This window comes from Methylopila musalis, assembly GCF_042679725.1.
Classification (GTDB): Bacteria; Pseudomonadota; Alphaproteobacteria; order Rhizobiales; family Methylopilaceae; genus Methylopila; species Methylopila musalis.
On the sequence record NZ_JBHTMX010000001.1, the window covers coordinates 45,635 to 63,648 of the forward strand.

Annotated in this window: 21 protein-coding genes; all 21 read left to right on the forward strand. The window is 66.0% G+C overall.

Annotated elements, in window-relative coordinates:
* The first annotated feature begins 133 nt into the window (after positions 1 to 133).
* The 21 genes from ACFQ4O_RS00225 (at position 134) to ACFQ4O_RS00325 (ending at position 18,003) form a co-directional block, all read left to right on the forward strand.
* Complete coding sequence (locus tag ACFQ4O_RS00225) at positions 134 to 4,453, forward strand: strawberry notch-like NTP hydrolase domain-containing protein (RefSeq protein ID WP_378773555.1); 4,320 nt, start codon at positions 134 to 136, stop codon at positions 4,451 to 4,453.
* Positions 4,453 to 5,487 carry a DUF7146 domain-containing protein gene (locus ACFQ4O_RS00230; protein WP_378773557.1) on the forward strand — a complete coding sequence of 345 codons (1,035 nt, stop codon included), beginning with the start codon at positions 4,453 to 4,455 and terminating at the stop codon, positions 5,485 to 5,487. The genes ACFQ4O_RS00225 and ACFQ4O_RS00230 overlap by 1 nt, the downstream gene beginning before the upstream one ends.
* A 348-nt stretch (positions 5,488 to 5,835) precedes the next feature.
* Positions 5,836 to 6,762 carry a DUF2493 domain-containing protein gene (locus ACFQ4O_RS00235; protein WP_378773558.1) on the forward strand — a complete coding sequence of 309 codons (927 nt, stop codon included), beginning with the start codon at positions 5,836 to 5,838 and terminating at the stop codon, positions 6,760 to 6,762.
* Positions 6,763 to 6,848: 86 nt separating this feature from the next.
* Positions 6,849 to 7,103, forward strand: a complete 255-nt coding sequence (locus tag ACFQ4O_RS00240) for a FitA-like ribbon-helix-helix domain-containing protein (protein ID WP_378773560.1) — start codon at positions 6,849 to 6,851, stop codon at positions 7,101 to 7,103.
* Positions 7,100 to 7,522, forward strand: a complete 423-nt coding sequence (locus tag ACFQ4O_RS00245; protein WP_378773561.1) for a type II toxin-antitoxin system VapC family toxin — start codon at positions 7,100 to 7,102, stop codon at positions 7,520 to 7,522. Before ACFQ4O_RS00240 ends, ACFQ4O_RS00245 begins: the two co-directional genes overlap by 4 nt.
* A 281-nt stretch (positions 7,523 to 7,803) precedes the next feature.
* Entirely contained in the window at positions 7,804 to 7,971 is a 168-nt protein-coding gene (locus tag ACFQ4O_RS00250; protein ID WP_168168942.1) for a hypothetical protein, read from the forward strand.
* 133 nt (positions 7,972 to 8,104) lie between these two features.
* Positions 8,105 to 8,545, forward strand: a complete 441-nt coding sequence (locus ACFQ4O_RS00255) for a hypothetical protein (RefSeq protein ID WP_061929712.1) — start codon at positions 8,105 to 8,107, stop codon at positions 8,543 to 8,545.
* Between the two features lie 572 nt (positions 8,546 to 9,117).
* A complete protein-coding gene (locus ACFQ4O_RS00260; protein ID WP_041535876.1) occupies positions 9,118 to 9,444 on the forward strand; it encodes a DUF736 domain-containing protein in 327 nt (108 codons plus the stop codon).
* 305 nt (positions 9,445 to 9,749) lie between these two features.
* Entirely contained in the window at positions 9,750 to 10,016 is a 267-nt protein-coding gene (locus tag ACFQ4O_RS00265) for a helix-turn-helix transcriptional regulator (RefSeq protein ID WP_045811379.1), read from the forward strand.
* 96 nt (positions 10,017 to 10,112) lie between these two features.
* Positions 10,113 to 10,373 (forward strand): DNA -binding domain-containing protein, encoded by a 261-nt coding sequence (locus ACFQ4O_RS00270; protein ID WP_047167743.1) that lies wholly within the window; start codon positions 10,113 to 10,115, stop codon positions 10,371 to 10,373.
* Between the two features lie 129 nt (positions 10,374 to 10,502).
* Positions 10,503 to 10,844: a transcriptional regulator domain-containing protein gene (locus tag ACFQ4O_RS00275; protein WP_378773563.1), complete on the forward strand. Its 342-nt coding sequence runs from the start codon at positions 10,503 to 10,505 to the stop codon at positions 10,842 to 10,844.
* The gene (locus tag ACFQ4O_RS00280) at positions 10,844 to 11,266 is read left to right on the forward strand and encodes a DUF2285 domain-containing protein (protein WP_378773564.1); all 423 of its coding nucleotides are present in this window, start codon (positions 10,844 to 10,846) and stop codon (positions 11,264 to 11,266) included. The genes ACFQ4O_RS00275 and ACFQ4O_RS00280 overlap by 1 nt, the downstream gene beginning before the upstream one ends.
* A 136-nt stretch (positions 11,267 to 11,402) precedes the next feature.
* On the forward strand, positions 11,403 to 11,684 hold the full coding sequence (locus tag ACFQ4O_RS00285) for a helix-turn-helix transcriptional regulator (RefSeq protein WP_012110094.1): 282 nt from the start codon (positions 11,403 to 11,405) through the stop codon (positions 11,682 to 11,684).
* An 18-nt stretch (positions 11,685 to 11,702) separates the two neighbouring features.
* Positions 11,703 to 12,863, forward strand: coding sequence for a replication initiator protein A (locus ACFQ4O_RS00290; protein ID WP_378773565.1), 1,161 nt, complete (start codon positions 11,703 to 11,705; stop codon positions 12,861 to 12,863).
* The gene (parA, locus tag ACFQ4O_RS00295; RefSeq protein WP_378773566.1) at positions 12,860 to 13,513 is read left to right on the forward strand and encodes a ParA family partition ATPase; all 654 of its coding nucleotides are present in this window, start codon (positions 12,860 to 12,862) and stop codon (positions 13,511 to 13,513) included. Before ACFQ4O_RS00290 ends, parA begins: the two co-directional genes overlap by 4 nt.
* Positions 13,510 to 13,761, forward strand: coding sequence for a hypothetical protein (locus ACFQ4O_RS00300; RefSeq protein ID WP_378773567.1), 252 nt, complete (start codon positions 13,510 to 13,512; stop codon positions 13,759 to 13,761). The genes parA and ACFQ4O_RS00300 overlap by 4 nt, the downstream gene beginning before the upstream one ends.
* Positions 13,758 to 14,279 carry a DUF2840 domain-containing protein gene (locus tag ACFQ4O_RS00305; protein WP_378773569.1) on the forward strand — a complete coding sequence of 174 codons (522 nt, stop codon included), beginning with the start codon at positions 13,758 to 13,760 and terminating at the stop codon, positions 14,277 to 14,279. The genes ACFQ4O_RS00300 and ACFQ4O_RS00305 overlap by 4 nt, the downstream gene beginning before the upstream one ends.
* A complete protein-coding gene (locus ACFQ4O_RS00310; protein WP_378773571.1) occupies positions 14,276 to 14,821 on the forward strand; it encodes a S26 family signal peptidase in 546 nt (181 codons plus the stop codon). The genes ACFQ4O_RS00305 and ACFQ4O_RS00310 overlap by 4 nt, the downstream gene beginning before the upstream one ends.
* A 68-nt stretch (positions 14,822 to 14,889) precedes the next feature.
* A complete protein-coding gene (locus tag ACFQ4O_RS00315; protein WP_045811420.1) occupies positions 14,890 to 15,237 on the forward strand; it encodes a DUF736 domain-containing protein in 348 nt (115 codons plus the stop codon).
* A gap of 3 nt (positions 15,238 to 15,240) precedes the next feature.
* The gene (locus tag ACFQ4O_RS00320; RefSeq protein ID WP_378773572.1) at positions 15,241 to 16,020 is read left to right on the forward strand and encodes a lytic transglycosylase domain-containing protein; all 780 of its coding nucleotides are present in this window, start codon (positions 15,241 to 15,243) and stop codon (positions 16,018 to 16,020) included.
* A 243-nt stretch (positions 16,021 to 16,263) separates the two neighbouring features.
* Positions 16,264 to 18,003, forward strand: a complete 1,740-nt coding sequence (locus ACFQ4O_RS00325; RefSeq protein WP_378773573.1) for a relaxase/mobilization nuclease domain-containing protein — start codon at positions 16,264 to 16,266, stop codon at positions 18,001 to 18,003.
* Positions 18,004 to 18,014: the final 11 nt, after the last annotated feature.

Here is an 18,014-nt window from a genome sequence, read left to right on the forward strand (position 1 = left end):
GCCGAGGCGCTTCTTTCATGTCGGCAGCGACGTGTTCGAGAGTGAGAGGGCCGCCGGGACGGGTTTGAGTCCGTGCGGTCGAGAGAGAGCGCCGTCCGGGCTTCCCGTTCCCGCTCTCCCGAGGTTCCGATCCATGAACATCATGTCGCCCGTGGCCATTCCGGCTGCGCCCGTAGCCCGCGCGTCCGCCATCATCGTCGCCGCCCATCAACTCCTCACCCTGCTCGAACGCGGCCAGCGGATCGACAACGCCGATCTCCGCATCGCCATGGAAACGGCCTTCGACGCTTCCGACACGAGCGGCGCCTGGGACTGGAAGACGGCCTACGAAGCCTGTGAAGGCGCGACCGTCCTGTTCCTGCGCAAATACGGACGGGCGCTTTTCCGTAAAGCCGGCACTCCGGCTGCACGGCTTTCCGCCCTGTCGAAAATCACCGGCCTTCTGCCGACGCACACCCGTCGCTCCGAGGAAGCCCAGGCGCTTCAGCAATTCTCGACGCCGGTCCCGCTCGGCCTCGCCGCTATCGCGGCCGCCGCGATCACACCGCACGACATTGTGCTGGAGCCGTCGGCAGGCACGGGTCTTCTCGCCATCCTCGCCGAGATCAGCGGCGGCTCGCTGCTCCTCAACGAACTGGCGGAAACCCGCGCCGATCTACTTGGCCAGCTCTTTCCAGCCCTTGCCGTCACGCGGTGTGACGCCGCCCAGATCGACGACCACCTTCCGGCGTGCGCCGTTCCTTCCGTAATCGTGATGAACCCGCCCTTCTCGGTGATGGCGAACGTCTCCGGTCGGGTCGCCGACGCCGCTGCGCGTCATGTTGCTTCGGCCCTGGCGCGGCTTGCCGATGGCGGGCGTCTGGTGACGATCACCGGCGCGAACTTCGGCCCCGAGCAACCGGCCTGGCGCGACACCTTCGTTCGGCTTCAGGAGCGTGGCCGCGTCGTCTTCACCGCGGCGATCCACGGCTCGGTCTATGCCAAGCATGGCACGAGCATCGAAACGCGGCTCACCGTCATCGACAAGCTGCCGGCCGAAGACCCGGCCGCGTTTCCCCTGTCCGCTGGCCTCGCGCCCGACGTCGCCACACTGCTCGCATGGATCGAAGCGCAGATTCCACCGCGCCTGCCGGTCGCTCTGCCCGACATCGCGCCGCCCGTGTCGGGTTCGGCGCCCCGCACCGTGCGGGGTAATCTCGCGCGCACCGCCACGGAGCGTCCGGCCGCACGCTCCACCATGGACCCGCAGGGCGTTGAACTCACCTACGACACGATGGACTGGACGCCGCCGGAAGGCGCCCACCTCACGGATGCGATCTATGAAGAATACGGATTGCAGTCGATCCGTATTGCCAGTTCTCAGGCGCACCCCACCAAGCTCGTGCAGTCGGCGGCCATGGCGAGCGTTGCACCGCCCAAGCCCGCCTATCGGCCGATGCTGCCCGCGAACATCACCGATCTCCTGTCGGACGCCCAGCTCGAAACCGTCATCTATGCCGGCGAAGCCCATTCGGACTTCCTCGCTGGCTCCTGGACCGTCGATGCGACCTGCGATCTCGTGCAGGCGGCCAAGCCCGATGCCGAAAACGCCGTGCGCTTTCGGCGCGGCTTCATGCTCGGCGACGGCACCGGGGCCGGCAAAGGTCGTCAATCTGCCGGCATCATCCTCGACAACTGGCTGCGCGGTCGCCGCAAGGCAGTCTGGATCTCCAAATCCGACAAGCTGATCGAGGACGCGCAGCGCGATTGGTCCGCGCTCGGCATGGAGCGCCTGCTGGTCACGCCGCTGTCGCGCTTCCCGCAAGGGCGGCCGATCACGCTGTCGGAAGGCGTCCTGTTTGCAACCTATGCCACGCTACGGTCCGACGACCGTGGTGAGAAGGTTTCCCGCGTCCGGCAGATCGTCGAATGGTTGGGCTCCGATTTCGATGGAGTGATCATTTTCGACGAGAGCCACGCCATGGCCAATGCCGCCGGCGGCAAGGGAGAACGCGGCGACGTTGCCGCCTCGCAGCAGGGACGCGCGGGCCTTCGGCTTCAGCACGCCCTGGCCAACGCGCGCGTCGTCTATGTGTCGGCTACCGGCGCGACCACCGTTCACAATCTCGCCTATGCCCAGCGGCTCGGCCTGTGGGGCGGTGAGGATTTCCCCTTCGCCACCCGTGCCGAATTTGTCGAGGCGATCGAAGACGGCGGTGTCGCGGCCATGGAAGTGCTCGCCCGCGATCTGCGTGCGCTGGGCCTCTATACCGCCCGCTCGCTCTCCTACGATGGCGTCGAATATGAGCTGATCGAGCACGCCCTGACCGACGAGCAGCGACGTATCTACGATGCCTACGCCAGCGCCTTCGCCGTAATCCACAATCATCTCGACGCCGCGATGCAGGCGGCCAACATCACCGGCAGCCCAGATAGCGGGGGAGCCACACTGAACCGGCAGGCCAAATCCGCCGCCCGCTCGGCCTTCGAGTCCGCCAAGCAGCGTTTCTTCGGCCATCTGCTCACGTCGATGAAAACGCCCACGCTCATCCGGTCCATCGAACGTGACCTGAATGATGGCCACGCCGCTGTCGTCCAGATCGTATCGACCGGCGAAGCGCTGATGGAGCGCCGGCTGGCGGAAGTCCCGACAGAGGAATGGAACGATATTCGCGTCGACATCACGCCGCGCGAATATGTTCTGGACTATCTGGCCCATTCCTTTCCGGTCCAGCTCTACGAGCCGTTCACAGATGGCGAGGGCAATCTGTCCTCGCGCCCGGTCTATCGCGACGGCCACCCCGTCGAGAGCCGCGAAGCTGCCCTGCGCCGTGACGAGCTGATCGAACGTCTTGCGTCTTTGCCGCCCGTTCCGGGGGCGCTCGACCAGATCGTGCAGCGCTTCGGCACAGATATGGTCTCCGAGGTGACGGGCCGCTCCCGGCGCATCGTCCGCAAAGGCGAACGCTTCGCCGTCGAAAACCGCGCGCCATCCGCCAACCTTGCCGAGACGGCTGCGTTCATGGACGACCTGAAGCGCATTCTCGTGTTCAGCGACGCCGGCGGGACCGGCCGCAGCTATCACGCCGAACTGTCAGCAAAGAACCAGCGTCTGCGCGTGCATTATCTGCTCGAACCCGGATGGAAGGCCGACGCCGCCATCCAGGGTCTGGGCCGCACCAATCGCACCAACCAGGCGCAACCGCCGCTGTTCCGCCCGATCGCCACGAACGTCAAAGCCGAGAAACGCTTCCTGTCCACGATCGCACGTCGGCTCGATACGCTGGGCGCGATCACGCGCGGTCAGCGCCAGACCGGAGGCCAGGGTCTGTTCCGGCCCGAGGACAATCTGGAATCGAGCTACGCCCGCGATGCGCTGCGGCAGCTCTATCTCCTGATCGTTCGCGGCAAGGTCGAGGGTTGCTCGCTGGGTCGCTTCGAGTCCGCGACCGGCCTGAAATTGACCGATGACAACGGCATCAAGGACGAGTTGCCGCCGATCACCACGTTCCTCAACCGCCTGCTGGCGCTGACCATCGAGCTTCAGGGCATCCTCTTCACCGCCTTCGAGCAATTGCTCGACGCCAAGGTGGCCGGAGCCATCGCCAGCGGCGTTTATGATGTCGGGCTGGAAACGCTGACGGCGGAGAGTTTCATCGTCGCTGAGCGCACGACCATCTACACCCATCCGGCAACGGGCGCACAGACGCGGCTGCTCACCATCACCGAGCGTCGTCGAAACCAGCCAACCACGCTCGATATGGCGCTCGACTGGCTCGACGATCCGCATGCCCGGCTGCTCATCAACGCGCGGTCGGGACGCGCTGCTGTCCAGGTGCCGGCGCCGTCCATCATGCTCGACGATGGCGAGATCGAGCGCCGTGTCCGCCTGATCCGGCCGATGGAACAGCACCACGCAAGCCTCGCCATGATGGAAGACAGCCATTGGCAGGAAGCCACTCGCGACAGCTTTGCAGCGGTCTGGCAACGTGAAGTCGCCGAAGTGCCGGCCTATACCGATGGCGCCATCCACATGGTCAGCGGTTTGCTCCTGCCGGTGTGGAAGCGCCTGCCGAACGAGTCGACGCGCGTTTATCGGCTCCAGACCGATGATGGCGAACGCATCATCGGGCGGCGGGTTTCGCCCGCCTGGGCCATGAATGCCGCCTCGACGGGAACGGCCAATCTCAGCAGCGATGATGCCTATGCCGCTCTGGTGGATGGTCGCACCATCCTCGACCTGGCCAGCGGGCTCCAGCTTCGCCGCGCGCGCGTCATGGGCGCGAACCGAATCGAACTGTCCGGCTTCACCGACACCATGCGGGATCGCCTGCGCGCCTATGGCCTCTTCAGCGAGATCATCTCGTGGAAGCTGCGCTTCTTCGTTCCGGTCGATGCCTCTGGTCCCGCCATCATCGGCAAGCTGCTCGCCACCTATCCGGTCGAGCGGATCAGCGAGCGTGAGGCAGCGTGATGGCTCGGCGGGACGCTTCTGAACTGGCACACCGTCTCGGCCGACAGGCCGAGGCGGTCTGCCGCCACTATCTCTCCAACGGCCACCGGCAGGGCAATTACTGGCAGGTTGGCGATGCTCGTAATGCCGCAGGCCGCTCCATGTTCGTGCGCCTGCGTGACACACCGAAGGGACCAGCGGGCAAATGGACCGACGCCGCCACCGGCGAACATGGCGACCTTCTCGACATCATCCGGGAATCGCTCGACCTCATCGACTTCGCAGACGTTGCTCAAGAGGCGCGTACCTTCCTCAGCCTGCCGCATCCCGAACCCGAACCGGCATCACGCCGCAGACTGGCGCCAGCGCCATCGGGGTCGCCCGAGGCGGCACGCCGTCTCATCGCCATGACGCAACCGATCACCGGGACCATTGTGCAGACCTATCTGCGCGGACGCGGCATTACGCTTTTGCACGGAACCGCAAACCTGCGCTTCCACCCCCGCTGCTACTACAAGCCCGACGATGGCCCGACCGAGACCTGGCCCGCCATGATCGCCGCCGTCACCGACCTCGCTGGCAAGATCACCGGCGCGCACCGCACCTGGCTTGCGCCTGACGGCTCCGACAAAGCCCCCATCGACACACCGCGCAAGGCGATGGGCGATCTCCTCGGCAATGCCGTCCGCATCGGTGCGCCCGGCAGCGTGATGGCGGCAGGCGAAGGTATCGAGACCATGCTGTCGCTCCGGCAGGTCCTGCCCGACATGGCGATGGCGCCGGCGCTCTCGGCAGCACATCTGGCCGCCATCCTGTTCCCGGCGACTTTGCGGCGGCTCTATATCGTCCGAGACGACGATCCGGCCGGTGACGGCGCGCGGGACATACTGATCGAACGGGCGAACGCCGAGGGAATCGAGGCCATCCCATTGTCGCCGGCATTCGGGGACTTCAACGAGGATCTGCGGCGGCTCGGTATCGATGCGCTTCGGGGAGGCGTTCGAGGGCAGCTCGCTTCAGACGACGTCGCACGCTTCATGAACCTGGCCGCTTAGCCGGAAAGGATTGGGGAGCGGCTACAGCCGCCATGCCCGCAACGATGCGCCAGTGACGGCAAAAGGACCGCGCCTCGGCCTTCGAGAGGGCGATCGGCCATCAGCCGGGCCGGACAAGGCAATGGCTGCGGCCGACGATTTTCCGGCGGCGCATGTCCACCCCACGCGGCAGGCCGCGCGGGGACCCCGAACCCGCGCCTTTCCATCGCGAAACAAAATCGCCGGCCTTCGCCATCCTCCGCTGGCGCTTCGGCCCTACGCTTCGCTCCGGGTGCAGGTCCGTCCCGCCCGACGGCTTCGTCGCCATGAAGGCCGCGACGGTCGCGGTCCTTGCCGACGGAGCATCCCATGAGCGAGCACGACGACTACGAACCACACCACGAGTCATCCCCGACCGATCATCTGATCCAGGACTTGCAGCTCCACGGCTATCGCCCCTCCGAAGACGAGTTGGACCAGCGCCCGCCACCGGAAGACCGCATCATCGAAGGCGCCGTCGCCGACATCTTCGACGCCCTGGTCGCCACGATCACCGACACCAGCCTCGACTTCGATCTCCCCGATCTCCTCTGGTCGACCGTCAATATGTTCCACCGTGCCGTGGACCGCATCGAACAGAAGCTCGACGACAACGAGCAGGCGCAAAGGCAGCTTCAGCGCGAACAGGATGGCTCCGAGGTGAAGTCCCTCCAGCTCGAGCGCCTCATCGACATCGGCATGAACCTGATCGACCGCCGCGACGGCATGGAAACCTTCCGCGAAGCCGCCGCTGGACGCTACCTCGTCGCTACCGGCTCACCCTGGTCGCAACGCACCGGATCACGGGTCAACCATCGCCACCTCACCGCGTCGCTGATTGACAGCCGGGATTTCCTCGCCGCCAGGAGGCGCGCGGATACCGAGGTACTCGTACCCGCCGGCCCGAAGATCGCCTTCTCGGGCGGCGACACCGCCGACCACAAGCAGATCTGGGCCAAGCTCGATCAGATCCATACCAAGCACCCCGACATGGTGCTGCTGCATGGCGGCTCGCCGAAAGGCGCCGAAAAGATCGCTTCCCGCTGGGCCGACAGCCGCAAGGTGCCGCAGGTCGCCTTCAAGCCGGACTGGACGAAGCACGCCAAGGCGGCACCCTTCAAACGCAATGACCAGATGCTCGGCATCGTGCCGATCGGGGTCGTGATCTTCCCCGGCACCGGCATTCAGGACAACCTGGCCGACAAGGCGCGCAAGATGGGTATCCCGGTCTATCGGTTCGGCTCGAGCGGCGCGTAAGCGCCGCCGGGACCAGCCGCCTTGAAAAATGATAGCAATTCTTATATTGTGCTATCACCGCTATCAAACTTGCAGGAGGCGCTATCATGCCCGCAGTTACGATCAGGAATCTGTCCGACGCGACGCACCGCGCCCTCAAGGTGCGGGCGGCGCAGCACGGCCGCAGCGCCGAAGCGGAAATGCGCGACATCCTCGAAATGGCTGTCCGCCCCGATACGCGCCTCCGGCTCGGCACGGCGCTCGCGGAACGCAGCCGCCGTCTCGGCTTGACCAATGAAGATGTGGACGCCCTCGACCAGGCTCGTGACAAGACGCCCGCCAAGCCGATGAGCTTCGAATGATCCTCCTCGACACCAATGTCGTATCGGAGGCGATGAAGCCCGCTCCCGACGAGGCCGTGCGCGCATGGCTCGACGAGCAGGCGGCGGAAACGCTCTTTCTCTCCAGCGTCACCATCGCCGAGCTGATGTTCGGCATCGGCGCGCTCCCCGAGGGCAAGCGCAAGGAGCGTCTCACCGAAGCCCTGGATGGGGTGATGGAACTGTTCGCAGACCGCGTCCTCCCGTTCGATGTCGATGCTGCGCGCCGCTATGCGGATCTCGCCGTCAAAGCCCGAACGGCCGGGAAAGGCTTCCCTACTCCCGACGGCTATATCGCGGCGATCGCAGCCGCCAAAGGCTTTGCCGTCGCCACGCGCGACAACAGCGCATTCGAGGCCGCGAATGTCACGGTCATTGATCCCTGGAAGGCCGGGCGCTGACATCCGGCCACCGGCAGCGCAGGTGAGGCCAGCCGAGCCGGCGGCAACAGCCCTCGCGGCAAGCAGACAACCCGGTCTCCTGATCGGACGATCACCCCCGCTTCAAGACGCTGATCCTTGGGTTCAGCCGATGGCCTGACGCCATCAACCCGTAAAGGGTCGGACTACGCATAGCGTGCCGCCGCTCCGGCTTCGCCTGCACGGTGATTGCGGCCACCGGCCGAACTCTTCGGGCGCCTGTCAGCGGGGGATGGACCTCCGCTCAAACAGGAGCCAGGTCGATGTCCTTCCAAACCGCTCACGCTTTCGCCTTCAGCCTCGCTACCACCCTGATGGCGGCCATCGTCATCTATCGTGCCGGAGACGGCACGCTCTCCGTCACCCCGACGTCGGAATATGATGGCGATGAAAACGCCATCGTCGGCGAAATCGACCCCTTCGCCTCATGAGGCGAACCGGGTCGCGAAGTCGGCGGACGCTTCACGCTTCTGCTCCCCCGCGGCTCGAATTCTGCTAATCTCGCATGTGCGCCGTGGTGGTGGTGGAGGCGCGTCCGTCTGACATTTGACGAAAGACACCACCATGATCTTCATCGGCATTCTCCTCAGCATCGCCGCCATCGGTTTCCTCTGCTGGCTCCTCTTCACGCTTGCGGTGTTCGCTCTTCCGTTCTTCGCGGGCGTGACTGCCGGCACATGGGCCTATGGCACCGGCGCGGGCTGGCTCGGCGCGATTGTCGTCGGCTTTGTCGCCGCCGGCCTGACCTTCGGCATCGGCCAATTCCTGCTCGCCACCGTCCGTCCGACGTGGGCACGCCTGCTCATCGCCGCAGCCTTCGTCGCCCCGGCCGTCGTCGCCGGATTCCATGCCACCCATGGCATCGTGAAACACACCATGCCATCGGAGACATGGCAGACCGTGTTCTCTGTCATCGGAGCGATCGCGGTCGGCATCGTCGCCTTCGTGCGCATCACTGGAATGGCGGCCTCCGACCCGTCTGCCGGGCATGTGTCCCACGCCTAAACCCGCAGCGCCCATCACGGCGGGATCCAGCGGCACATGCCTTTGTCCCCCACGCCATCTGGTCGCCCGATGGGGAAGCGGCATCGCGAAGCATCGGCTGCGCCCACCTGTCCCGGAACGATGGAGCGCGTCGGGGCGGCAACGACACCGTGGCCGGCAGACCCTCAGCGTCGAGGCGTTTCGTCAGAGCTGGCGGAATGGCGAAATACGCAGCGCAGGCCTGTTCGAGGGAGGTCTACGCCTGTGATCGCCGATCGGACTTCCCGGGCCAATGCGAAGGTCGCCGCCGTCTCCGCCGTCGATCCGTCCAGCACCCGCGCCAAAACGGCCTCTTCAATGGCCTGATCTGGCAGAAGGACGGCTTTGCCTCGAGCGCCTAAGCCACAACGGCTGGCCCCGACTTTCTTCCCCTGCCGGCTACGCCGTCATTCCTCGCGAAACAACAAAGTCGCGCCTGCGCCATCCTCCGCTTTGCTGCGGTCGCAAGCGATGTGTCGTCGCTCGCCTCCGTCCGGTCGATCGCCATCGAGGCCGCAATGGTGCGGGCTCGAAACGGAAAACGGAGACTTACAATGGCGACTATCGGCACCTTCAAGAAGACCGGCTCGAACGAATTCGGCGGCGAAATCGTCACCCTCAGCGTCCAGGCCAAGGGCGTGCGCATCGTCCCCGACCTGCGCGCCAGCGGCGAGAACGCCCCCAGCCACCGGGTCCTGGTCGGCCGCGCCGAGATCGGCGCCGCCTGGTCCAAGCGCTCCAACGAGGGCCGCGACTATCTGGGCCTCAAGCTCGACGATCCGAGCTTCAACGCTCCGATCTACGCCAACCTCTTCGATGACGAGGACGGTGAAGGTTACTCGCTGATCTGGTCCCGCCCCAACGGCCGCCGCGCAGACTGAGGCGGCGTCACAAGGCCCCGGCCGAAAGGTCGGGGCCGCCTTCCTGCTCAAATCGCACCCGATCGCAGATGAGTGCCCCAAATAGTCGGGTCACACCGAAGGCGGCCCTCCAGCTTTACTGCAAAAGCCAGCCCGCAGAACCTTCGCTTCACTGACGACAACGCCTCGATTGCCCGAATCAGCAAATCGACGCCAGCACGACACGGCCCTTCGGCAACCTCTTTGAGCTGGCAGAAACGGGCCAATACGACTAAAATAGCCGTAGTTCTGGAGCGCGCGCCGGTTGCGATGGGAGGTGATCATGCATGATCACCGCCCGACAATCACGGGCCGCACGCGCGTTGCTGGGTTGGACACAGGAGACGCTCGCTGACAAGGCCCGCCTATCGCTGACCGCGCTCAAGCGCCTCGAATCCGAAAGCGGGCTCGATGTGTACGAGACGACGCGCGATCAGGCACGCAGGGCCTTGGAAGCTGCCGGCATCGTCTTCCTGTCGACCGACCGAGGGCAAGGAGTGCTGCTTGTCGATGATCGCGGAAACAAGCCGAACCGATCTACAGGCTTACGCTGACCTGTGGGCAGCCAGATTCCTCATCATTCGCACTGCCTCCATTTCGGATCAAACATGGATAATAGACAGGCACCGCATATTCGCCGAGTCTGCACCATGACCGCACCATTCCAGGACCTCGCGCCATCGGGGCAAGATCTCACCGATTACGACAAGTCGCACGCCAAACTATACATGCGCTTGCTGGATGCGGCCGCTGACGGCGCGCATTGGGAGGAAGCCGTGCGGGTGCTGTTCGACCTCGATCCCGCCCGTGAACCCGAACGCTGCCGCCGCATCCATGACAGCCATCTCGAACGCGCCCGCTGGATGACACACACCGGCTATCGGCACCTCCTGCGACCGGCTCACCGCTGAGAGGCTTGCGAACCTGTGTGATGCCCTTTCGACATCACGCAATGCCCTCCTCCGGGCTTCCAACACCCTCGTCGCGCCGCGAAAAATCACACGCTCGACTTACGCGCAGCACGCGGGAGAGTTGATGCGATGAGGCCCGATACATCGAACTGGCGAGACGACCGCAGCTACGATTTCTTCGATACACTGCCGATCGAAGGTCTCGCCTGGGAATGCCTTCGCAGATACCGCCCTTATCAGGACGATTACGCCAGTCTGGTCGATGCTGGCGCCGAGGCTCAGCCGCTGCCTGACGACAGGCAGCAGCGCTGGGGGTTGCGATTTCCCTGCAAGACCAGGTCGTTCTGCCCTACAGCAACAGGTGGTGTGGTCGCCGCAGAGCGATCCCGCCGTCCTCCTTCTGACAGCACGGCCGACCTTTCTGCCGTCCAGCTCAAACAGCCTCGCCGACAGGTTCGCTGCGGGACGTGATGGCCCTGAAGGAGGCCTATGCCGGCCTTCCCAAGCACGACCTCCAGCTACTCTTCCTACCCGGCATATCCGCACACGACCAGCTTGCGGCGGTCGTCCCCATTGATGACGACATCCTCGATCGCATTGATGCGCTGACACGCCTCGCGCGCGCCTGGCTCCAACGTCCGCCATTGCGCGACACGCGCATGACCGCCGAGCAGCGCCGCCGCTTTCGCCTCAAACTTCGTGCTGCTGACGGCCGCATGAACGGCGCGACCTATCGCGACATCGCCATCGCAATCTATGGCGCGGCGCGGATCGATACCGACCCTTGGAAGACCTCGCCGCTGCGGGACGCCGTGATCGCCTTCGCCGAAGCCGGATTGGCCCTCATCGATGGCGGCTATCTGCACCTGCTTCGGCATCGTCGGCGCACCTAGCCTACGCCAACAACAGGGGTGGGGAATTTAGCCATCCCAAGTCCCCCATCCATCCCGCCAGAGGTTCTCCGCCACCGTTGTCGCTGTCAGCCGCTGATCGCCAGCGGCCCCCAGCAACCCCACGGAGGCCCGCCCCATGCGACCCGATACCGCCGCGCTCCCGCCACGCTACCTGCGGACCAAGGAAGCCGCTGAATTTCTCAGCCTGTCCGCGCGCACCCTGGAAAAGCATCGCACCTACGGCACTGGTCCGGCCTATCACAAACTCGGCGGGCGCGTCGTCTATTCGGTCGACGATCTGGAGACCTGGGCCGAGCGCGGCGCCGTGACCTCGACGTCCGATCCGCGCGGCTCCGTGCTTCCCGCAAAGCGCCAGACGCTACCGACCGGCCAGATCGCCGGCCGATACGCACGCTGATCGTGGCTGGTCCCTTTCATGGTGGTGCGTCGTCGTGACCCTTCGGAGCGTGGGCAGCTCGACCTGTTTCGCGCGCTTCCCGGCGACTTCGCGCCACGAGACGCGCAGGATCTCATGGCCTATCCCTTCTTCTCCCTCTCGAAATCGCACCGCATAGCGCCGATCGACTTTTCGGCGGGCGGCGTCTCCATCCGGGTAGAGGCCGTTCCCGATCATGGCATGGCCACGATCTGGGACGCCGACATCCTGATCTGGGCCGCCAGCCAGATCGTCGAGGCCCGCGACGCGGGCCTGCGCACCTCGCGTCTGATGGCGGCGACCCCCTATGAGATCCTCACCTATGTTGGTCGCGGCACATCCATGCGCGACTATCAGCGCCTCAAGGCCGCGCTCGACCGGCTGCAATCGACCACCATCTCGACGTCGATCCGCCAGCCCGCCGAAGGCCGCCGTCACCGCTTCTCGTGGATAAACGAGTGGCAGGAGCGCACGGATCGCCAGGGACGGCCTGATGGCATCGAGCTGATCGTCCCCGACTGGTTCTACAAGGCCGTCCTCGATGACGCGCTCATCCTCACCATCGACCCGGCTTATTTCGATCTCACCGGCGGCCTTGATCGCTGGCTCTACCGCATCGTGCGCAAACACGGCGGCCGTCAGCGCGGCGGCTGGCGCTTCGACCTACGCCACCTCCACGTCAAATCCGGCAGCCTGTCGCCGTTCAAGCGCTTCGCTTTCGAACTGCGCGACATCGTGCGGCGCCAACCACTGCCCGGCTACGTCCTGTCGCTCGAGGTGGAAATCGGCGGGCGCACGCTGCTGGCTTTCGAGCCACTGGCCGCCTGTGGAAAACCTGTGGGCGGCCTCGTGCTATCGGGAACCCGACCTATCGTGCCATCGGGAACCCGAGGCTCGTGCCATCAGGAACCCAGTCCGGCCTTAACGTCTGGAAATCGTGGGCGGCTTCGCGCCCTTAACTTAGAATCTAACCAAGAATCTAACTTTGAAGAGCGCGCGCGTGATGTGGAAAACCTCATCCGCACCGCCGCAGCGAGCCTCCGCGCCGCCGGCAAATCACCGCTCAAGGGTGCTCCAGCAGCTCAGACGAGCCGGAAAGAGAGCGAACCGGCTTCCCCCGATCAGCTTCCGCTCCTCGATCCGCCTGGAGGTGCGCGATGATCGTCGCGTTCCTCAACCAGAAAGGCGGTGTCGGCAAGACGACGCTGGCGCTCAACCTTGCCGGCGAACTCGCCGGGCGCGGTCAGCACGTCACGCTGATCGACGCGGACCCACAGGGCTCGGCCCTCGACTGGTCTGAGCAGCGCAGCCATGAGGGCCTGCCGCGCCGGTTCGGCGTCGTCGGCCTGGCGCGCGACACGCTCCACCGCGAAGCGCCGGAACTGGCCCGCGATGTCGACCACGTCGTCATCGACGGCCCGCCGCGTGTCGCAGCCCTCATGCGCTCGGCGCTGCTCGCCGCCGACCTCGTTCTGATCCCGGCGCAGCCGTCGCCGCTCGACGGCTGGGCATCGGCCGAGATGCTGGCGCTGCTCCGCGAAGCCCGCGTCTATCGCCCGGAACTGGTCGCCCGCTTCGTGCTCAATCGCTGCGGTGCGCGCACCGTCCTGGCCCGCGAGACCGCCGAGACCCTGGCCGATCACGATCCACCGTTGCTCGCCACCACCATCGGCCAACGTATCGCCTTCGCCGCCGCCGCGCAGACCGGCCGCCTGGTCGCCGAACTCGCCGATGCGACATCGGCCACCCGCGAGATCGCGGCGTTCGCCGACGAACTCTTGCATCTGCAGATCGACGGGGGCGCACAATGAACGAACGATCCCCGCGTCGTGGCTTCGCCTCGCGCCCCGCCGATCCCGACCAATGGATCAAGGCTGCGGACAACGCACCACGCGCCGCTGACGTCGCTGCGTTCACCGCCAGGCTCACCATCGATGTGACGCCTGAACTGCGCGGACGGATCAAGATCGCCGCCTTCGGGCGCGGCGTCACCGTCGCCGACATGCTGCGCGAGCTGCTCGCGAGTGAATTCCCCTCGACACCAGGAGACCCCACATGACCGGCACTGCGGCTCCCCGCATGCGCGGCGGCCCGCTGCCGTCAGCGCTCCCCCATGACAGCATGACCCACGTCGAACTGACGTGGATCGAGAAGAAGATCGAATACTGGATCAGGTTCGGCCGTGAGGCGCATGAACAGATCCTCGACCGCCGCCGGCGTGTCATCTCCTTCCGTCCGAACACCGTATTCGCGTTCGTGCGATGGGCAGCCAACGACTTCGGCACGATCATCTCGCGCATCGACATCGTGCGCGCGGTCGAGCCCGGAGAGCCCTACCAGACGCTGCCTTTCGTCCGGCCGGGCGGTGAAATCCTGCTCAGGATCGACGGATGGCCGAAGGTCGAAGACGTGCTGCGCCACGTCGATGCCATCGAAGCGATCGGCATCGAGGCGGACGCCGTTTCGCCAGAACACTGGCGGCACGTCCACAACCGGATGGCGGCTGGACATCAGCCGCGCCCCTATACGCTCGACCAGCATCGCGCCTTCCTCCTGCGCAGGAGGACGCGGTCGTGACCCGCGCCGGTCTCTTCCTCGTCATGGCTCTCGCGACCACGGGCATCAGCTATCCGGCGCTCACCCCGATGCCGATCAAGCTCCTGTGGAACGCATCGGCGAGCACCCCCATCGGCTTCTACACGATCGACGTCGATGGCCCGTTCGACGTCACCGATCTCGTTGCCGTCGATGCGCCCGAGCCGCTCGCGACCTTCATGGCCGAACGCGGCTATCTTCCCAAAGGCGTCCCGCTGCTGAAGCGCATTCTCGGCGTTGCGGGGCAGACCGTTTGCCGCTCGAACCTCTCCATCACGATCGACGGCGTCGACATGGGCGATGCGCTGCCGCGTGATCGCGCCGGGCGCGACCTGCCGGTCTGGCAGGGCTGCCGCCGTATCCCGACCGGCGAAGTCTTCCTCATGAACTGGCAGGTCCGCGACAGCCTGGACGGTCGCTATTTCGGCCTGACCTCCACTGACCGGATCATCGGCCGCGCCGTCCCCCTGTGGACAGACGAGGACGGAACGGGCCGCTTCGAATGGCGCGCAGCGACGCGATGAACACCTCGCTATCGGCGGGGGCGGCGCCCACCGATGGCTTTCCCAACGCCGCCGCAAAGGAAGTCATCATGCCTCAGATTGGTCAATTCACGCGCCAGGACACGGGCTTCGCCGGCAAGCTGGAGACGTTCACGCTCTTCCGCGACGTCGTCATCGTGCCGGCAGAGCCCTCCGATGCCGAGAACGCGCCCGATTACCGCGTTCACGCCAGCGACGATGGCAAAGCCGAAGCCGGCCCCGAAATCGGGGCGGGCTGGAAACGCACCGGCGAGCGCGCGGGCGAATACGTTGCCGTACTGATCGACGATCCTGCGCTGCCGCAGCCGATCCGCGCCAATCTGTTCCGCGACGATGACGCCGGGAACGCCTGGTCGCTGCACTGGTCGCGCCCGCGCGACCGCGCCGGGAAGGACTGACCGATGTCCGGTCCCCGTCCAACGATGAGCCATCGGGATGCGCGCGGGCGGCATTACGCCGTCCGGCGCATGGCCTTCCTTCTCCTTTCCGGCCTGGCCCTCGCAGCGGGCGCAACGGACGCCGCTCTTGCCCAGTCCGTGTCGGCAGCGCGCACGGTCGCTGGCGATCCGCACGCGGCCTTCGTCACCGAAGCCTCGCAGCGGTTCGGCATTCCCGAACACTGGATCGTCGCCGTCAAACGCGCCGAAAGCGCCGGCGATGTGCGCGCGGTATCGTCGGCCGGCGCGCTGGGGTTGATGCAGGTCATGCCCGATACTTGGGCCGCGCTTCGCGTTCGCTATGGGCTCGGGCGTGATCCCTACGACCCGCGCGACAACATCCTCGCAGGCGCTGCCTACCTGCGTGAAATGTTCGACCGCTATCGCACGATCCCCGCAATGCTCGGCGCCTACAATGCGGGGCCTGGCCGCTACGACGAATACGTCCAGACCGGCCGCGCCCTGCCCGCCGAAACGCGCGCCTACATCGCGCTGCTGGCTCCGCAGCTAGGCGCGACATCGCCGGCGAGCGCGCCATCGGTTGCGCCGCCACCGCCGCCGGATTGGCGGGAAGCGCCGCTCTTCGTCGTGCGTTCCGCCGACGATCGTTCGGCAACATCGCCATCGGAAAACGCGCGGTCGAACGACAGCCGCTCCTCCGTCGCGGGGCGCGCTCCCGATACCGCCGAAGACTCGAACGCCCCGACCGTGGTCGCTCGCTCTGACGGGGGGACGCCCCGATGAGCTGCGGAAGTATCCTTCGCACTCTGTCGCATTCCGGCGTGACATGGAGGGCACAAGGGGGAGAGGCAGGCACAACAACCGCACGATGGCAGGATAAAAGGCCGCACATTGCGCGGCGGTCGGGCGGTTGTTTTTGCAGGATATTTTGGCGCGCTCCGCACATTGCCGTGCTCATCGGCAATGTGCGCCTGACGCCCAATTGCCTGTATCAGCGCGATTTTTCGCACATTGCGGTCTCGCGTCATGGCCGATGACCACGAGTTTCGTGTTCGGCCTGGGCGCATCCGATCGACCCGCGCACAGTCGGCTCGGCCTTTCGTCGCGCAGGCGCTGGCCGCCGCGAAGAAGGCGGGCGGCGGCGTCTCGCGCTCCGGGCGCGTCGTTGCCGCTAATCGCTCGCGCTTCGGCCGAGGCCAGCGCGCCAGCATCCAGGCGAACCGCTTCATCACCGCGCGCACGCGCGGCGCAGTCATCAAGGCCCGCGTCGTGCGGCACTCCGGCCGCACCGCGCCGCTCGGCACGCATCTCGATTATCTCCGCCGCGATGGCGTGACCCGTGATGGAGAAAAGGCCCGACTGTTCGGGCCGAGAACGGAGGAAGCTGATGACCGCGCCTTCGCCGGGCGATGCGAGGATGATCGCCATCATTTCCGCTTCATCGTCTCACCGGACGACGCCGTGGAGATGTCGGACCTCAAGTCCTTCACCCGCGATCTTGTCGGCCAGATGGAAAGGGACCTGGACACGCGGCTCGATTGGGTCGCGGTCGATCACTGGAACACCGAGCATCCTCACGTCCATCTGATCGTGCGCGGCGTCCGCGACGACGGCCAGGACCTCGTGATCTCGCGCGACTACATCAAGGAGGGTATGCGCGATCGCGCGCGTGACCTCATCACACAAGAGCTTGGCCCGCGTACGGATCTCGATATTCGCCGCACGCTCGAACGCCAGATCGAGGCGGAGCGCTGGACGCAGCTTGATCGGCAGCTTGTCCGCGACGCTGGAAAGACCGGCGTCATCGATGTCGCCCCGGAGGTCGGCCGCCAGCCCGACGCCTACGCCGTCGAGAAGGTGGGCCGCTTGCGCAAACTCGCAGCCCTCGGCCTCGCCAGTGAAGTCGGACCTGGCCAGTGGATGATCGACGATCAGGCTGAGGTGACGCTGCGCCAGCTCGGCGAACGCGGCGACATCATCAAGCGCATGCACCGCGCACTCACCGAACGCGGTATCGACCGCGGCTCGGGCAACTACGTCCTGGCAGGGGAAAGCCTCGATGTGCCGGTCATCGGCCGTCTGGTCGAGCGCGGCCTCGATGACGAGCTGAAGGGAACGGCCTACGCCGTGGTCGACGGCGTCGATGGCCGGACCCACCACATCCGCTTGCCGCATCTCGATGCGGCGGGGGACAGCGCGCCGGGGTCGATCGTCGAGCTGCGCACGTTCGAAGATGCTCGCGGCGAACGCCGCGTCGCACTTGCCGTCCGCTCCGATCTCGATCTCCAGCATCAGGTGAACGCCTCGGGCGCGACCTGGCTCGACCGGCAGTCCATCGCCCGCGAACCCGTCGCCATGTCGGAGGGCGGCTTCGGCGCCGAGGTGCGGCACGCGATGCGACAACGGGCGGAGCAGCTGGTCCACGAAGGTCTCGCCGAGCAGCAAGGCCGCCGCGTCATCTTCAGCCGCAACCTGATCGAGACGCTTCGCCGCCGCGAGGTGGGCGCTGTTGCCGACCGGCTGGCGAAGGAGACAGGCCAGCCGTTCAAAGCGGCCGGCAATGGCGAATATGTCGCCGGCACCTATCGCCAGCGCATGACGCTCGCATCCGGCCGCTTCGCGATGATCGATGACGGCCTCGGCTTCCAGCTCGTGCCCTGGTCGCCGTCCCTCGAGAGCCAGCTCGGCAAGCACGTCTCCGGGGTCGCCCGCGGCGACGGCGGTGTCGACTGGAGCTTCGGCCGCAAGCGGGGGCTCGGCCTCTAATCACCTAAGAA

What these genes read in the sequence shown, in the direction of transcription:
- parA (WP_378773566.1), top strand. Translation starts at nt 12,860, where the DNA reads ATGATCGTCGCGTTCCTCAACCAGAAAGGCGGTGTCGGCAAGACGACG.
- ACFQ4O_RS00285 (WP_012110094.1), top strand. Translation starts at nt 11,403, where the DNA reads ATGCGACCCGATACCGCCGCGCTCCCGCCACGCTACCTGCGGACCAAG.
- ACFQ4O_RS00225 (WP_378773555.1), top strand. Translation starts at nt 134, where the DNA reads ATGAACATCATGTCGCCCGTGGCCATTCCGGCTGCGCCCGTAGCCCGC.
- ACFQ4O_RS00260 (WP_041535876.1), top strand. Translation starts at nt 9,118, where the DNA reads ATGGCGACTATCGGCACCTTCAAGAAGACCGGCTCGAACGAATTCGGC.
- ACFQ4O_RS00290 (WP_378773565.1), top strand. Translation starts at nt 11,703, where the DNA reads ATGGTGGTGCGTCGTCGTGACCCTTCGGAGCGTGGGCAGCTCGACCTG.
- ACFQ4O_RS00250 (WP_168168942.1), top strand. Translation starts at nt 7,804, where the DNA reads ATGTCCTTCCAAACCGCTCACGCTTTCGCCTTCAGCCTCGCTACCACC.
- ACFQ4O_RS00245 (WP_378773561.1), top strand. Translation starts at nt 7,100, where the DNA reads ATGATCCTCCTCGACACCAATGTCGTATCGGAGGCGATGAAGCCCGCT.
- ACFQ4O_RS00280 (WP_378773564.1), top strand. Translation starts at nt 10,844, where the DNA reads ATGGCCCTGAAGGAGGCCTATGCCGGCCTTCCCAAGCACGACCTCCAG.
- ACFQ4O_RS00230 (WP_378773557.1), top strand. Translation starts at nt 4,453, where the DNA reads ATGGCTCGGCGGGACGCTTCTGAACTGGCACACCGTCTCGGCCGACAG.
- ACFQ4O_RS00265 (WP_045811379.1), top strand. Translation starts at nt 9,750, where the DNA reads ATGATCACCGCCCGACAATCACGGGCCGCACGCGCGTTGCTGGGTTGG.
- ACFQ4O_RS00320 (WP_378773572.1), top strand. Translation starts at nt 15,241, where the DNA reads ATGTCCGGTCCCCGTCCAACGATGAGCCATCGGGATGCGCGCGGGCGG.
- ACFQ4O_RS00275 (WP_378773563.1), top strand. Translation starts at nt 10,503, where the DNA reads ATGAGGCCCGATACATCGAACTGGCGAGACGACCGCAGCTACGATTTC.
- ACFQ4O_RS00325 (WP_378773573.1), top strand. Translation starts at nt 16,264, where the DNA reads ATGGCCGATGACCACGAGTTTCGTGTTCGGCCTGGGCGCATCCGATCG.
- ACFQ4O_RS00255 (WP_061929712.1), top strand. Translation starts at nt 8,105, where the DNA reads ATGATCTTCATCGGCATTCTCCTCAGCATCGCCGCCATCGGTTTCCTC.
- ACFQ4O_RS00300 (WP_378773567.1), top strand. Translation starts at nt 13,510, where the DNA reads ATGAACGAACGATCCCCGCGTCGTGGCTTCGCCTCGCGCCCCGCCGAT.
- ACFQ4O_RS00270 (WP_047167743.1), top strand. Translation starts at nt 10,113, where the DNA reads ATGACCGCACCATTCCAGGACCTCGCGCCATCGGGGCAAGATCTCACC.
- ACFQ4O_RS00315 (WP_045811420.1), top strand. Translation starts at nt 14,890, where the DNA reads ATGCCTCAGATTGGTCAATTCACGCGCCAGGACACGGGCTTCGCCGGC.
- ACFQ4O_RS00305 (WP_378773569.1), top strand. Translation starts at nt 13,758, where the DNA reads ATGACCGGCACTGCGGCTCCCCGCATGCGCGGCGGCCCGCTGCCGTCA.
- ACFQ4O_RS00240 (WP_378773560.1), top strand. Translation starts at nt 6,849, where the DNA reads ATGCCCGCAGTTACGATCAGGAATCTGTCCGACGCGACGCACCGCGCC.
- ACFQ4O_RS00235 (WP_378773558.1), top strand. Translation starts at nt 5,836, where the DNA reads ATGAGCGAGCACGACGACTACGAACCACACCACGAGTCATCCCCGACC.